This is a genomic window from Rothia nasimurium (assembly GCF_928381705.1).
GTDB lineage: Bacteria > Actinomycetota > Actinomycetes > Actinomycetales > Micrococcaceae > Rothia > Rothia nasimurium_G.
This window is the reverse complement of record NZ_CAKMSR010000009.1, coordinates 21,991-37,149: the sequence shown is the minus strand read 5'-3', so window position 1 is coordinate 37,149 and position 15,159 is coordinate 21,991. Positions and strand designations below refer to the sequence as shown.

The 15,159-nt window shown below is 57.1% G+C and carries 13 protein-coding genes; 9 read left to right on the top strand and 4 right to left on the bottom strand.

Translation table 11 applies throughout. From position 1 onward, the window contains the following. Window positions 1-7: 7 nt before the first annotated feature. From L6762_RS08425 to L6762_RS12075, 4 genes are all read right to left on the bottom strand, one after another. Window positions 8-2,560 carry a DEAD/DEAH box helicase family protein gene (locus tag L6762_RS08425; RefSeq protein WP_237186823.1) on the bottom strand — a complete coding sequence of 851 codons (2,553 nt, stop codon included), beginning with the start codon at window positions 2,558-2,560 and terminating at the stop codon, window positions 8-10. Then, window positions 2,557-4,182: an Eco57I restriction-modification methylase domain-containing protein gene (locus L6762_RS08420; protein WP_237186822.1), complete on the bottom strand. Its 1,626-nt coding sequence runs from the start codon at window positions 4,180-4,182 to the stop codon at window positions 2,557-2,559. Before L6762_RS08420 ends, L6762_RS08425 begins: the two co-directional genes overlap by 4 nt. Beyond that, window positions 4,183-4,854, bottom strand: coding sequence for an N-6 DNA methylase (locus L6762_RS08415; RefSeq protein WP_237186821.1), 672 nt, complete (start codon window positions 4,852-4,854; stop codon window positions 4,183-4,185). It abuts the gene before it with no gap. A gap of 171 nt (window positions 4,855-5,025) precedes the next feature. Next, on the bottom strand, window positions 5,026-5,244 hold the full coding sequence (locus tag L6762_RS12075) for a type II toxin-antitoxin system RelB/DinJ family antitoxin (RefSeq protein WP_423817096.1): 219 nt from the start codon (window positions 5,242-5,244) through the stop codon (window positions 5,026-5,028). A 165-nt stretch (window positions 5,245-5,409) separates the two neighbouring features. Between L6762_RS12075 and L6762_RS08410 the strand changes: the two genes are divergently transcribed. From L6762_RS08410 to argJ, 9 genes are all read left to right on the top strand, one after another. Continuing rightward, window positions 5,410-6,345, top strand: coding sequence for a TrmH family RNA methyltransferase (locus L6762_RS08410; RefSeq protein ID WP_237186820.1), 936 nt, complete (start codon window positions 5,410-5,412; stop codon window positions 6,343-6,345). After that, on the top strand, window positions 6,345-6,788 hold the full coding sequence (locus L6762_RS08405; protein ID WP_237186819.1) for a (deoxy)nucleoside triphosphate pyrophosphohydrolase: 444 nt from the start codon (window positions 6,345-6,347) through the stop codon (window positions 6,786-6,788). Before L6762_RS08410 ends, L6762_RS08405 begins: the two co-directional genes overlap by 1 nt. A gap of 111 nt (window positions 6,789-6,899) precedes the next feature. Continuing rightward, a complete protein-coding gene (locus tag L6762_RS08400; protein ID WP_237186818.1) occupies window positions 6,900-7,406 on the top strand; it encodes a hypothetical protein in 507 nt (168 codons plus the stop codon). 122 nt (window positions 7,407-7,528) lie between these two features. Further along, window positions 7,529-7,969: a hypothetical protein gene (locus L6762_RS08395; RefSeq protein ID WP_237186817.1), complete on the top strand. Its 441-nt coding sequence runs from the start codon at window positions 7,529-7,531 to the stop codon at window positions 7,967-7,969. Window positions 7,970-8,116: 147 nt separating this feature from the next. Then, on the top strand, window positions 8,117-9,244 hold the full coding sequence (pheS, locus tag L6762_RS08390; RefSeq protein ID WP_237186816.1) for a phenylalanine--tRNA ligase subunit alpha: 1,128 nt from the start codon (window positions 8,117-8,119) through the stop codon (window positions 9,242-9,244). Window positions 9,245-9,247: 3 nt separating this feature from the next. Next, on the top strand, window positions 9,248-11,800 hold the full coding sequence (gene pheT, locus L6762_RS08385; protein ID WP_237186815.1) for a phenylalanine--tRNA ligase subunit beta: 2,553 nt from the start codon (window positions 9,248-9,250) through the stop codon (window positions 11,798-11,800). A 223-nt stretch (window positions 11,801-12,023) separates the two neighbouring features. Next, complete coding sequence (locus tag L6762_RS08380) at window positions 12,024-12,692, top strand: hypothetical protein (RefSeq protein ID WP_237186814.1); 669 nt, start codon at window positions 12,024-12,026, stop codon at window positions 12,690-12,692. Window positions 12,693-12,894: 202 nt separating this feature from the next. Beyond that, window positions 12,895-13,938 carry an N-acetyl-gamma-glutamyl-phosphate reductase gene (argC, locus tag L6762_RS08375; RefSeq protein ID WP_237186813.1) on the top strand — a complete coding sequence of 348 codons (1,044 nt, stop codon included), beginning with the start codon at window positions 12,895-12,897 and terminating at the stop codon, window positions 13,936-13,938. Further along, the gene (gene argJ / locus L6762_RS08370) at window positions 13,935-15,152 is read left to right on the top strand and encodes a bifunctional glutamate N-acetyltransferase/amino-acid acetyltransferase ArgJ (RefSeq protein ID WP_237186812.1); all 1,218 of its coding nucleotides are present in this window, start codon (window positions 13,935-13,937) and stop codon (window positions 15,150-15,152) included. Before argC ends, argJ begins: the two co-directional genes overlap by 4 nt. Window positions 15,153-15,159: the final 7 nt, after the last annotated feature.

Genomic DNA, 15,159 nt, shown 5'->3' with positions numbered 1-15,159 from the left:
AATTTATTTAAAATGAAATAACTGTATCGTACAGCCCTACTTGTCGGAGATCTTTATGGCTTCTGATCCCGGTGTACGAGAGTGAGGCATCTTCATAGCGGCGGAACGCAAAAACTGCCTGATTCATATGCACCGAATTGAAAACCCGCAAGCTAACCAGCAACTCAAAGTCAGCAACGCTCAGGCCCGTAACTGTCTTAAATAAGTCCGGTTCTATCCTCGAGATGACATCCTGCAGGGTATTCTCGCGGAAATCGGTGAGATACATGAAAGCAGGAATGCGAGTTGCAAACTTGATGAGCTTTTCTTGAATCTTCCTTCGCTTATCTTTATATTCTTTCTCTTCCGCAGACAGCTTCTTCTTCTCGCGTGCAGACAAGGAAGCACCTTTAGACTTCTTCGTCTCAGAAACCTTGTCACTCTTATTAACTACAGTTTCAATGACATCAGTTCCCAAGGCACGGAAGCCCTCAATCTGCATGATAGCTTCCATAGCAGCCTCACTATTCATGACCCTACGAAGCGTCGCATTATCAACATTTACCAAGACAGCTGACTCCCATTTACGAGCCAAAAGCGTCGCAGAGGTACCAGCCATAGCAATATCAAGAATGCTCCCAGCATCTATCTGAGTCATTTTCGCACCGTCGTAGGCAAGCACGGGCAAAAATTTAACCAACTCAGCCACCGAATTCTCAGGATTCGACTCGGACGGATTCAGCTTTTGGCCATACTCAGCTATCTGACGCAAAGCCCGCGTCGGTGCAAAATCAAAGACAAAAGCAACAGGCTTCAAGATATCTTCTCTGCTGGGATCATCACCATCAGGATTCCTAATCGACCACGGCGATTGAACCCGGAAAGCAGCCTGAAAATATGTTTCAGGGCTCGACAAATTCCTCAACATTAAAATCGAAGACCATTGCTTGACCGTCACACCCGTGGTGAGCTTCCCACACGATAGCGTAATCGTCTTAGAGCTATAACCATCACCAATAGCGTTCCGAACGGGCGGTAAAGCCTCAACACCTACCCCAGCTTCGGCACCAGCAACAACCAAAACCTGATAATCATGCCAGTAGGTATTGTGCCTGGCCTTTAGAAGTCTAGCCATAGCATGACAAGCTGAAACATTAGGCAGGAACCAGAATGAGTGCTGTAGATACGGTAGGAGTCTAACGTCGGCGTAGGGGAAAGGCGGACGCGAACCTGAACGGAGAGCGTCTAGCTGAGTTGGTGCATGTTCACCACGAATCAGGTCTAACCATTTCTGCACATCTGATTCATGCACAAACCTAGCCTCAGCCCCGGTTCCTGTTGCTTCAAAGAAACTGTTGAGGTCAAACTCGTCAAACTCGCCTTGACTTGCAATCGATAGAATATCGTCAGGCATTTGGTAGGTCATCAGGCGCATTTCAGGCAGGGAACCGTAGGGGTTAAACTCGCCAGGGTGCTCCTGTTCCCAATCAATTTTTGCCTGTTGCTCATCGGTGTAGGTCCAGTTAAAGATTTGCTCTTCGATGAACTCACCACTGGTTAGAGCTTTAAAAGGTGTACCTGAGAGGTAAAGGTACGCCCTGGTTGTAATAGGTAGGAAGTCCTCTTCGGAATTGTTGAGTTCATCTAGTTCTTCGTCAAAAGTCCTAAGCGAGTCGTGAAATTCAGCCTTAAATTCTGCCTGACGTTCTTTGGCTTCTTCGCCTTCGAAAAGTTCCTTTGCTTTATCACGCCAGGCACCGAAATGGTACTCGTCAAAAATAACAAGGTCCCAGTTAATGGTGTGGAGCCACTCATTTTTAGCTTTGATGAGCCCTGTTGCCCTGTCTCGGCCCATTAGGTCTTGGAAAGACCCAAAATATACGAGTGGTCGTGAGGGGTCGTATTCTTCCTGGGCGGCTTTTCTCGACGCGTTGAGGTATTGCCATCCCTCAAAATCAATGTGAGATTCAAGGTCCTCTTGCCAGGCTGACTGTACTGCTGGTTTGAAGGTAACAACCAGAACGCGCTGGGCATTCATTTTTTGGGCCAGTTTATAAGCGGTAAAGGTTTTACCGAAACGCATTTTGGCGTTCCACAGGAATCGGGGCGTAACATCGGGTTCTTCGTGCCAGAGGGAAAAATAGTAATCGTAGGTAAAATCTACGGCACGTTGTTGTTCGGGGCGGAGCCCAAAAGTTTGGTGGCGCTTACCTGAAAAGACCTGGCCTAAACGGATTTCCTCAATGGCTGTTAATACATCGGCAACTGTGCAGCGAACCCACTCACGCGACGACCCAATAGCGGGGTTATTGAACCCTTTAGCCTTGAGATGGTTAATGACATCTCTATCCTTGAAAAGACTGCCATCCTGACGCTCTGCTAGGACATCTATGTGGAGGGTGTACTCCTGCTGCATTTGCCCTTGAGACTGCCGAATACGGTCATTGACATCGGCCTGGGTGGTCTGGCCAATCTTGATGAGACCCTCATAACCAGCAGGAGGGGTATTCGGCGTCCAAGCGTAGACCTTGAGACGGGCTGAGGGCTTTTCAGGGAGGAGCGCTTCAATCTTTTGACTCACAGCAGCTCTTCCTCCATGGGACGAACAACAGACTGGATATAGGAGATTTCTTCATCCGTTAGTCCATATTTGATATATAGGTCTTCATCTGTCCAGATACGGTCCCAGGCCTGTAATGGAACGAAGCCATATACGTTCTTTGAAGCATGTTGAGCTACTTTGCGTAATGAAACAAGAAAGCGTGCAAACTGGGTTCTGAGATATGAAGCTAAGCTTTTTGCTTCATCTTCTGATTCAAAGTGACCAGCAACTAGATAAGTCTCGGTGCATGCAGAATCAGGTCCTGCAATAATAGGGCGAGAAAGGAACATCGTTTCGACGGCAGCACTAGTCCCTTGCACACCTGTCATCAAGACCTTCCACTGGTCAATCCAGTCTTGATTAGATGGAATCTCATTTCTTTCTATCCAGCTAATACGTTGGGAACCAAAAAGAGTGATAGGGGATTCCATTCCCTTTGAATGTGCGTTTCCATGAACGTAAGTTCGTAGACCGAAAGGCTTTTGACTAGAAACCATTTTGTCCATGGTTTCTTCTTCAACGGCCTGTACCTTTTCGAGAATAGAAACCGCCTGATTAGATCTCACCAAGACATCAAACTGGTCAAGGTACCGCTCGACAGGCTCACCTGTGGGCTTACCGTCCCAAATAGTCTGAACGCTACACTTACCGTCATGATTCTTATCCCAGAGGAAGTAGGAAACACCTCCACGAATCTTAACCCCGGGGAAGGCCTCATAGAGTTTGGGGTAGTCTACGAGTGCTTTCATACGGTGGTCAGATAGCATTTTTTGCCGGTACTCATCTAAGCCCTTACCGCCAGCAAACCACCGGGACGGGGTAATAAAGACCGCATACTTTGGGTCGAGCTCTAAAGCCTTCTCAACAAAGTGCTGGTAGATAGGAGAAGCAGAGGCCCCATGCCCACCATCTGAGAGCTGGTAAGGCGGGTTGCCAATCACGACGTCAAACTGCATATCTTCTCCAAAAATCTTTCTTATCAGTGTTCGAGGTTCGTCAGTGTGTATAAAAGCGTAGGCATGGGATTCAAAGTCGTCACCTCGGCTATATTCCGCTTCGTTAGCCCCACAGAAAGAACAGCGTCTATTGACGTAGGTGTACTTCTTTGTCTTAGCGTTTTTGCGACTGATTAGCTTCTTCTTCCCACCAGTCCAAGTGTGCTCTATCCGCTCAAACCAGATATTGCCGTCATCAGTCTCAAAAGCAGTGCAAATTGAATGTTTTTTCGAGGCCCACTTGGAACAATAAACACTACGCCGGGCTATTAGAGCCGTTATCTCAGTAATCGCTATCCCGTAGACCTGGCGGGTCAAAATATGATTGACCCTTTCTTGAACATCGGGAATTTTGTCTTCGAGCCCTTTTACCAGGCGTGAAGTAATTTCACGCAAGAAGACCCCTGACTTCGTGAAAGGGTCCAAAAATTTCACGTCAGGATTAGACCAAATATCCTCACCATAACGCTCCTCCCAGGAGCGAGCCACCTGGTCGAGCATAGCCACAGCCAAGGTGGGCGGGGTGAAAACCTCATCGTTTGAGAGGTTCGCTATGCAGGTCAAAACATCAGGGTTATGGCCCCTTAACAGAGTGTTTTCTGTCATCTATCCGTCCAGTTCTGCTATCTGCTTGACCGTCATTGGCTTGTGGGTGTGTACCGGATCAAAAATGCTCTCTGCCTCAAGCTCCCCAAACAGACTATCTGTATGCTCATTACCTTGAGCAAGGTTCTTGCCCCTGGCAAGATTCTCGAAAGAAAAATCTCGGCGCTGAAACTTTCCCTTAGCCAGGTAGCCCCACTCAGGAAAAATTATCGCTTCGCCGTTGGGCCTGAGCAGGGTGAGAGCGTCAGCTTGAACAATATTGACATCCAGAACCTTACGAGCTGCTTTACCCCATTCGGGGGTGCTGCTGTCATTGATAAAAGCATCAAAGATACTAGCCAGGTTCTCACGGCATATTTGGGCATTATCTTCAAGCAACTCGATACCGTATATGCACATCAGTCCGAGTAGGGCATAGTGCCGGCGTTCAAACTCATTTTTGCCGTAACGGCCCTGAACGGTTGCTAATTTTCGGAGTAGCACCTGCACCAGAAAGTTGCCTTCACCGCAGGCTGGTTCCAGGAACCGTGAGTCGATACGTTCAGATTCATCTTTGACAAGGTTGAGCATTGCCTCAACGATATGAGCAGGTGTAAACACTTCACCATGGTCGGCAACTCGTTGTTTAGATTTAACGAGGAGCTCTTCCTTGAGATCAGCAGAATCTGCCATGATGTACCGCCTTGCAGTTATCGTCCGAACGGGGGGGCGCTCTTATCGAGACTATCTACCACCCCTCAACATCATAACTTTTCGCTTACCAATTCGTTATCCCCATAAGCTGATACCTCAACTCAGATGGGCGTAAGCAATGCCTTGCTAGCAGCTACACGACATGAGAGGTTAATTCCCTTTAACCTGAGCAACCGACCGGCGCAACATACTCACATTAGCCTCGGAATAAAACGGATCAATCGATACCTCAAAGGGAATCCTCTGCTCCCTAGTCATTTTCTTCGCAAACATCGAAAAGGCAGCAGAAACCGTAATTCCCAGCTCCTGACACAAGACCTCAAGGTCCCTCTTAGTCTGCTCATCCAACTTCACCTCTACCGCAGACATCACCACAACAAAGCCCTCCTCAAACTCAGCCTATATTCACTGTAAGGCTTACCCAGATAAGACTGAAGACCAGCCTGTCATTGTCTCAGGCTTACCCCCCACTCCCACCGCGTCCTTCCCCACAAACCCACAAGTCAGCAAACTAGCCATGAGACAATAGAACCTATGGACTTCAAAGAACGCCTCAGCACCCCCGTCGTCATGGAAAACCCCCAGGCAGACCGTGTCAAAGACATCGCCAAGCTTGCCACCCGGGCAGCCCGCACCAAGACCGGGCACTTCCTGGTCGAGGGGCCGCAGGCCGTCCGCGAAGCCCTCAAAGCCCACCAGGTCAAGCCCCTGCTCGACGCCGTCTACATCACCGAACGCGCCTTCGACCGCCACCCCGACGTCGTCGATCTGCTCGAAGAAGCCCACGGAACCCCCACCCCTGAGCCCGGCCGCAAGGTCTTCATGCGCATGGTGACCGAGCCTGTCCTCGCGGCCATGGCCGAATCCGTCAGCCCCCAGGGCATTATCGCCGTTGCCTTCCAGAATGACATCGCCCCCTCAGACATCTGGGGCGAAGGGGCCATCAACCCCAAGCTCATCGCCGTCCTGGCCCGCGTGCAAGACCCCGGCAACGCCGGCACCATCCTGCGGGCCGCCGACGCCGCCGGTGCTGACCTGATTGTCACCACCAAGGGCGCAGTTGACCTCTACAACCCCAAGGCGGTGCGCTCCACCGCAGGCTCCCTCTTTCACGTGCCCGTTATCCAGGGCATCGACCTCGAAGACTTCGCCGAGGACGCTAAGGCCCAGGGTATCGGCGTGCTCGCAGCGGACGGCTACGGGCGCGTCTCCCTCGACGACCTCCAGGACGCCGCCTTCGCCCTGCGTAACGGCGTCGAACCCCGTAAGAAGGTCAAGTATGACCTGGCCAAGCCCACCATGTGGCTCTTCGGCAACGAAGCGGCGGGCCTGAGCGATGAAGAGAAAGCCGCTGCCTCCCTGCGCGTGGCCGTTCCCCTGCGCGGGGCTGCCGAGTCGCTGAACGTCGGCATGGCAGCTGGTGTCTGCCTCTTTGCTTCATCCCTGGCCCAGAACCGCAAGGGCGACTAGTGGGGGAGCAGCCTACTGCCGTCTACCCGGTGCAGGTGGTCGGGGCGGCTATCGTCGATTCTTTGACCAGCCCCACCCGCCTGCTGGTGGGCCAGCGATCGGCTCCACCGGCGCTGGCGGGTCTCTGGGAGTTTCCCGGCGGCAAGGTTGAGCCCGGTGAAGCCTGCGAGGATGCCCTGCTCCGTGAACTGGGTGAAGAGCTGGGTGTTACCGCCCAGCTCGGTACCGAGATTATTGGCCCCCACCCCCAGGGCTGGGTGCTGAACGAGAAGGCCGCTATGCGGGTTTGGTTTGCAGAAATTACGGACGGACGCGCCACCGCCCTGCAAGACCACGCTGAGTTACGCTGGGTCCAGCTTGATGCCACGGTGCTGGAGCTGCCCTGGATTCCCGCTGACTTTCCTATTGTCGAGGAGTTGCTGGCGGGCGTCCGCGCCGCTTAAGCTGTAGAGAAGCGTAATAGAGCCTGCCCCCAGCGAGAATGTAAGGTATCTGACTTTTATCTCCGGTATGATGTGTAGTACGCAACATATCTTTTACATGGAGGTTTAGACATGTCACAGACACCCTACGGAACTAATGATTACTCCGCACCGAACGATACTCAGGCTATGTACATGGGCGGTCAGCTGGGCTTCGGGCAGCAGCCAGTAGCCCCTGACGCTGAGCAGAAGCACAAGCGCTCACAGACCGTTCTCTTGGCTACAGCTGTTGTTTACCTGCTGGTGCAGGTGCTGGGCTACGTGCTGGCACCCGAAACTATCGACGTGCTCGGCGAGACTGTGCCCACTGACCAAAATCCTGTGACCACTGTGGCGGGAACCGTTATTGGTCTGGCACTTTTTGCCCTGGTGTATTTCCTCATGGCTAAGTACAAAAAGGCCGGTCGCATCACCGGCTATGTTTTCGCGGGTCTGGGAATTCTTGGCGCAGCCTTCTCGGCGCTGGGCTCAATCTACATTTCGATTATTGTTGTTGCACTCTGCGTTCTGTGGCTGGTTCTGGCCATCGTCTGGATTGTTGCGGTATCGAATAAGTCTGTTGCTTCAATCCTGCGCTAGACCTTATCTTCTAGCTGTGATGGGCCCTCCGGTTGATCCGGAGGGCCTATTTTGTGCGCGCTTCACGGTCTTGAATTGTGACCGGCTGGTCGTTACGCTAAAAGAAAGGAGGCTGATTATTTATGAAAGAAAAAGAGAAACAGCAACTGGCTTTTAGCAGGGGAGAAGTGCCTACGGTTATCCGGGTAATGCAGGGCATTTTAGTGCTGTCGGGCATCGCTTACCTGACGCAAATGGTTACTTCCCTTGATGTCAGCGACGCACGGGGAGCCGTAAGTGCTGGTATTTCAATTGCCCTCACCTTCCTGCTATATATCTGGGTTATCCGCCGCACCGGCACCTGGCAAAAAGCAGGAGCTGCTAACCTGCTCGGGTTTGTCTGTACCGTCATCAGCACTGTTTCGCTTCTTTCACTGATCTGGGTTGCACCTCCTGCTGTCGGTCCAACGGCTATGACCGGGTTCCTGGTGTGGTCTCTAGCCAACCTCACCTGGCTTGGCCTAACTTTCACCCCTGTTGCCCGTGCTTTCTTTGAACGGGTTGATGTTATTCCAGCGCCCTAAGTGCCTGCTAGTGGTCACTTACCTGTGGGCAGCGTCCGTTCCGTTCCCATCGAGCGCGAGCCTGCTTCACCTTTTTGCACTAAACTATTGTCTTGATGCCCTGGGTGCGGTAAGCGCCCGAAACCCACATTGTGAAGAGAAGTGCAGATGACTGATTCTTTGCCCGAGGTGCCTGAGAACCCCACACCCTTCCAGGTGCTGGCTAACATTCGCGCCATTCTAGAAAAAGACCCCGAGAACGGTCTGGCGACCGTCCGCGATGCCTTCACCGCCGAGTTTGAGCGGGCTCAGAAGGAAATCGCCGAACAAACCCCCACCTTTGAAGAACTCAAGCGTGTGCGCCTGGACTTTACCGGCGAGAAGGCCGGTTTTATTCTGGCCAATAAGCAGATGCGCGATCTGCGCAAGGAGCACAAGGCTGAGGTTGGCAAGATTATGGGCCAGGTGCGCGGACGCCTGACCAAGGCTCTTGAGGCCCGTAACGCTGAGCTGGAAGAAGAGCGTGACGCCCGTATTCTGGTTGAAGAGGCTGTGGACGTCACTGCCCACACTCCCCGCCGCCGTATTGGCGGCCGCCACCCCATCAGCGTCCTGCAGGAGCAGATGTGCGATATCTTCGTGGGCATGGGCTGGGAGATTGCCGATGGCCCCGAACTTGAATCAGAGTGGTACAACTTTGACTCGCTGAACTTCAAGCCTGACCACCCGGCCCGCGAGCTGCAGGACACCTTCTTCGTGGAGCCCACCAGTGCCCACCTGATGCTGCGTACCCACACCTCCCCGGTGCAGATGCGCTCCCTGCTTTCCCGCGACCTGCCCCTCTATGTGGTCTGCCCCGGCCAGGTTTACCGCACCGATGAGCTCGATGCTACCCACACCCCGGTCTTCCACCAGATTGAGGGCCTGGCCGTTGATAAGGGCCTGACCATGGCTGATCTCAAGGGCACCCTGGAGCACATGGCCCGCGCTATGTTTGGCCAGGAGGCAAAGATTCGCCTGCGCCCCAACTACTTCCCCTTCACCGAGCCGTCCGCTGAGCTGGACGTCTGGCACCCGGACGCAAAGGGCGGCCCCCGTTGGATCGAGTGGGGCGGCTGCGGCATGGTCAACCCCAATGTGCTGCGAGCAGCCGGTGTTGACCCTGAAGTTTACTCAGGTTTCGCTTTTGGTATGGGCATCGAACGTACCCTCATGTTCCGCAACGGTGTGCAGGATATGCGCGACATGATTGAAGGCGACGTCCGTTTCTCACAGCAGTTCAAGATGGAGATCTAACCCATGCGAGTACCCCTTTCCTGGCTGCGTGAATACGCACCCGTCCCGGCCGACGCACGCGCCGAAGATGTCATGGCTACCCTGGTCACAGTTGGCCTGGAAGAAGAGGACGTCCACCGCCCCACCGACGAGCTGACCGGCCCCATCGTGGTGGGTCAGGTGCTCTCCATGGAGCCCGAAACCCACTCCAACGGTAAGACCGTTAACTGGTGCCAGGTGCGCGTTGTGCCCGAGGGGCAGAAGCAGACCCTGACCGGCAAGGGCATTGAAGAGTCCGGCGTGCAGGGTATTATCTGCGGCGCCCACAACTTCAAGCCCGGCGACAAGGTTGTAGTGACCCTGCCCGGGGCTGTGCTGCCCGGCGGCTTCGCTATCACCGCCCGCAAGACCTATGGCCACAAGTCAGCCGGTATGATCGCCTCCGTCAAGGAGCTCGGCATTGGTGAGGACCACGGCGGCATCCTGGTGCTCTCCACCCTGGGTCTTGACCCCGAGGTCGGCACCGACGCCATGGACCTGCTGGGTCTCTACGACGAAGCTGCCGAAGTTAACGTCACCCCCGACCGTGGCTACGGCTTCTCCATTCGAGGTATCGCCCGCGAGTACTGCCACGCCACCGGCAACGACTTCGATGACTTCGTACTCGATCTGGCTGCCAAGGCCCCTGCTGCCAACGGTTCTGGCCTGCCCGTCACCCTGACCGACTCTGCCCCCATTCACGGCAAGGACGGCGCCACCCGCTTCGTTGCCCGCTCGGTCAGCGGCGTGGACGCAACCGCCCCCGTGCCCACCTGGATGTCCTCCCGCCTGCGCCTGGCGGGCGTCCGCTCCGTCTCCCTGCCGGTGGATATCTCTAACTACGTCATGCTCGAAACCGGCCAGCCCCTGCATTTTTACGATGCAGATAAGCTAACCGGCGGCATCACCGTGCGCCGTGCCGAAGCTGGCGAGAAGCTCACCACCCTGGACGAGAAGGAACGCGAGCTTCACGCCGAAGACCTGCTGATTACCGACGAGTCCGGCCCCATCGGCCTGGCCGGTGTCATGGGCGGGGCCTCCACCGAGGTCTCCGACTCAACCACCCGCATCGTGATTGAGGCAGCCCGCTTCGATGAGGTCTCCATCGCCCGCACCGCCCGCCGCCATAAGCTCTCCTCTGAGGCCTCCAAGCGCTTTGAACGCGGCGTTGACCCCCAGATTCAGGCAGCTGCCGCCCAGCGGGCCGTTGACCTGCTGGTAGAGCTGGCAGGAGCAACCGTTGATGAGGGCGTGACGGACGCCGGTGGCAGCTTCGAGCCCACCGTCATCTCCCTGCCCGCCGACTACACCGCAGGCCGCATTGGCATCGACTACACCGAAGAGCAAATCGTTGGCTCTCTGGAACAGATTGGCGCCAGCGTTGAAGTGGCCGAGGGTTCTTACGAGGTTACCGTGCCCTCATGGCGCACCGACCTGGGTGCCAAGGAAGATTTGACCGAGGAAGTTGCCCGCCTGGTGGGCTACGATAAGATTCCCTCGACCCTGCCCGTGGCCCCTCCCGGTCGCGGCTACACCGTCGAGCAGACCCTGCGCCGCCGGGCCCTGAACGCCCTGGCAGCATCGGGCCTGACCGAGGTCTTTGCCTACCCCTTCGTCTCTGATGAAGATAACAACCTGTGGGCAACCCCTGTAGCCGGTGAAAAGGTGGATTCTATCCGCCTGGCTAACCCCATCTCGTCCGCCCAGGGCTGGATGCGCCGCTCCCTGCTGCCGGGCCTGACCGAGGTGCTCTCCCGCAACCTCTCCCGCGGCTTCAAGAACCTGGCCATCTACGAGACCGGTTCCGTCTTTATTCCCGGCACCCAGCTGGGGTCAGCCTCAATCCCCGGCCTGGGCGTCAAGCCCGCCGACGAGGTTCTGGCCGACCTGAATGCCGGTATTCCCGACCAGCCCCGCCACATCGCCGGTCTTTTCGCCGGTGCTGAGCATGAGGAAACCCCGGGCATTACCGCCCGTGCCTTTGACTGGCGCGATGCCCTTGACTCCGTGCTCCTGGTTGCCGATGCCGCGGGCGTGAAGCTCACCCTTACCAATGGCGAGCACCAGGCCTTCCACCCCGGCCGTACCGCCGTGCTCAAGGACGCAGCTGGTGAGGTCATCGCCTACGCCGGTGAGCTGCACCCCAAGCTGCTGGCCAAGCTGAACCTGCCCGAGCGCACCAGTGCCTTCGAGCTCAACTTCACCGCCCTGATCGCCCAAGCTGGTGAGGCGGTTCAGGCTACCGGTATCTCCGGCTACCCGGCAGCCAACCAGGACGTCGCCCTGGTGGTCGATGCTGCGGTCCCTGCCGCTGACGTGGCCGCCGCCCTGGCTGAGGGCGCCGGGGAGCTGCTTGAGGACGTCCGCGTCTTCGACGACTACCGCGGTACCGGCATCGAAGAGGGCAAGAAGTCCCTGGCCTTTGCCCTGCGCTTCCGTGCCACCGACCGTACCCTGACCGCTGATGAGGCCTCCGCGGCCCGTGAAGCAGGCGTTGCCCTGGCCGCCGAACGCTTCGGCGCGGTTCAGCGAGCCTAAGCACCGCAAACCCTCACACAAGGGGTAGAGCCCGGCGGACGCGCGTCCGCCGGGCTCTTTGCGTGCAGCGGGTGGATTGTGGGGAAGTCCAGGGCAGCGCCTGGGAGGCACCGCTGAAAAAGCTGACCCTTCTGTGAGACCGATAAGCCTTTTAGGGGCTGACGCGATAGAATGGACTTCCGCCTTCATCTAGGCAATCACCCACAACCTCTGGAGATGCACCGTGAGCGATCAGCGTTACCTCGAAGACCGCGATAACTTCGACGAAGATGACCGCACCGACGACTTCTTCACCTTCACTGAAGAGGAAGAAGACTACGAGGAACCCCGCGGACCACTTGGGCCCAAGCTGGCTGCGGCGGGCATCATGATTCTGGCCTCCATCTTTGCCATTATCCTGCTGATCGGCGGCATCCGGACCTTCAACGAGGCCCGCGCCAACGAAGGCTACGAGGGGCGCTCCTGGGTCATGAGTGGCACCTTTGAAAAGGTCACCAGCGACCTGCAAGGTGATAGCAACGTGGCGACTTACACCGGTACCCTGCCTGACAACACCGCGATGACCGGTAAGACTTTTATTTCGGAGATTGCTGATCCTGTGCAGGTCAACCCTGGCTCCACCGTTGAGTTCCGCGGCTCCCAGACCGGTACCGTCAGCGCTGACTTCCCCGAGACCGTCGATGCCCTGCTGGTGCAAACCGGAGACGCTAACCTCACCGTGGCCCGTACCGGCGAAGAGGGCAGCCTGGTGCCGGTGACCGAAGATACCGTAGCCTCCCAGAAGCGCAGTGCTATGTTCCGCCTAGCTGGTGCGATTCTGGTCTTTGGCGCCGGTGTTGTCGGCACCTTCATGATGATCCGCAAGCGTAAGGGCGCAGAGAGCCTCGACTAGGTTGAGCTGTTCCCCACCTCAACATCAAGGGGACCGCATTTTCAAAAAGGGACCGCATAATATGCGGTCCCTTTTTGGTTTTCAGGTCCCTTTGCGGGGACGGGAGCGGACGCGCGTGGGTGGCTTTGCGCTCGCAGGTTCACATTGCGAAACGCAGTGCATAAATATTTACTACTATGTAAAAACATGCAAATATGGTGCTATGACTATTACCGTAGCTGTCACAGGTGCCACCGGGTATGCCGGTGGTGAGATTCTGCGCCTGCTGGCCACCCACCCGCATATTGAGGTTAAAACTGTAGCCGCGCACTCGTCCGCTGGCTCCCGCCTGGGCGACCTGGCCCCCCACCTGCGCGCCTATGCCGACCTGGTCGTTGCCGACACCACTGCCGAGGCCCTGAGCGGCCATGACGTAGTCTTCATGGCCCTACCCCACGGTGCCAGTGCAGAGATCGCAGCCCAGCTACCCGAGAACACCCTGGTGATTGACGCCGGAGCAGACCACCGCCTTGAGAACGCTGACGCCTGGGTGAAGTTCTACGGCTCAGAGCACTCCGGCACCTGGCCCTATGGCCTGCCCGAGCTGCCCACCGCCACCGGCAAACAGCGTGAGAATCTGGTGGGGAGCAAGCGAGTTGCTGTGCCCGGCTGCTACCCCACAGCGTCCATCCTGGCCCTGGCTCCCGGATTTGCCGCAGGCCTGCTGGAACCCACCGATGTTGTGATTGTTGCGGCCTCCGGCACCTCGGGAGCAGGGAAGAGCCTCAAGCCCCACCTGCTCTCAGCAGAGATCATGGGTGGCATGAGCCCCTACGGGGTTGGCGGCTCCCACCGGCACACCCCCGAAATTGAAGAAAAACTTTCCACCGTAGCGGGGGAGCAGGTGCAGATTTCCTTCACACCAACCCTTGCCCCCATGCCCCGCGGCATTCTGGCAACCGCTACCGCGCGCGTCCGCCCCGGCGTCACCGAAGCCCAGCTGCGTGAAGCCTGGCAGGCCGCCTACGCCGACGAAAAGTTCGTGCATCTGCTTCCTGCGGGGCAGTGGCCCACCACCAAGAGCGTGCAGGGCTCCAACCACGCTGAGATGCAGCTGGCATACGACGAGCACGCCGGGCGCGTCATCATCACCAGCGTCATCGACAACCTTGCCAAGGGCACCGCAGGCGGTGCCATCCAATCTATGAACATTGCCCTGGGCCTGCCCGAAAACGCAGGTCTACTCCAGGAAGGACTCGCACCGTGACCGACACTATCCACCAGATTGAAGGCGTAACCACCCACGGCGTGACCTTCCCCCGCGGCTTCCGTGCAGCGGGCGTCCGCGCTGGTATTAGCGCTGTTGAGGGTAAAAAAGACGTCGCTCTGGTCGTCAACGATGGTCCGGTTAAAAACGTCGCCGCGGTCTTTACCAGCAACCGCTTCGCCGCTGCTCCTGTCCTCTGGAGCCAGCAGGTCATCAGCGATGGCCGGGCGGACGCCGTCCTGCTCAACTCCGGCGGCGCCAACGCCTGCACCGGTGCCCCCGGCTTCCAAGACACGCACGCGTCTGCTGAACTCGTTGCTGACCTGCTCGGCGTCTCAGCCGACGACGTGCTGGTGTGCTCCACCGGCCTCATCGGCGAGCGCCTGCCTATGGACAAGCTCACCGCGGGCGCAAAGGACGCCGCAGCCTCCCTGGGCGTGAGCTCCGGCTCTTCGCTGGCGGCGGCTGAAGCCATCATGACCACTGATACCGTCTCAAAGCAGGCCGCTATCGGCGTGGAAATTGAAGAGGGTGGCGCCTACCTTATCGGCGGTATGGCCAAGGGCGCAGGTATGCTGGCACCGGGGCTGGCGACCATGCTGGTGGTCATCACCACCGACGCTCTCATCTCACCTGACAACCTCGATACCGCCCTACGCGAGGCCGTGCGTCTGAGCTTCAACCGGGCCGACTCCGACGGCTGCATGTCGACCAACGACACCGTTATTCTCATGAGCTCCGGCGCCTCCGATATCGAACCCGACCTGGGCGTCTTCACCGAAGCCCTTACCAAGGTCTGCCAGGACCTCGCCCTGCAACTCATTGGGGACGCCGAAGGCGCCAGCCATGATATCCACGTGCGCACCCTGGGCGCTGCCAGCGAAGCGGACGCCGAAGAAGTCTCCCGGGCTGTCTCCCGCTCCAACCTCTTCAAAACAGCCATCTTCGGCAACGACCCCAACTGGGGCCGCATCCTCTCTGAAGTCGGCACCACCTCAGCCGCCTTCGACCCCGATAGGGTCAACGTCACCATCAACGGCGTGCAGGTCTGCACCGGCGGCGGCATCGGCGAAGACCGCTCCCTGGTAGACCTAGCCGCTCACCGCAAGGTAACCGTCGAGATCGACCTGGGTGCAGGGCAGCACGAAGCTACCATCTGGACTAACGATCTTACCCACGACTACGTCCACGAAAACTCGGCCTACTCCAGCTAACCCAAAG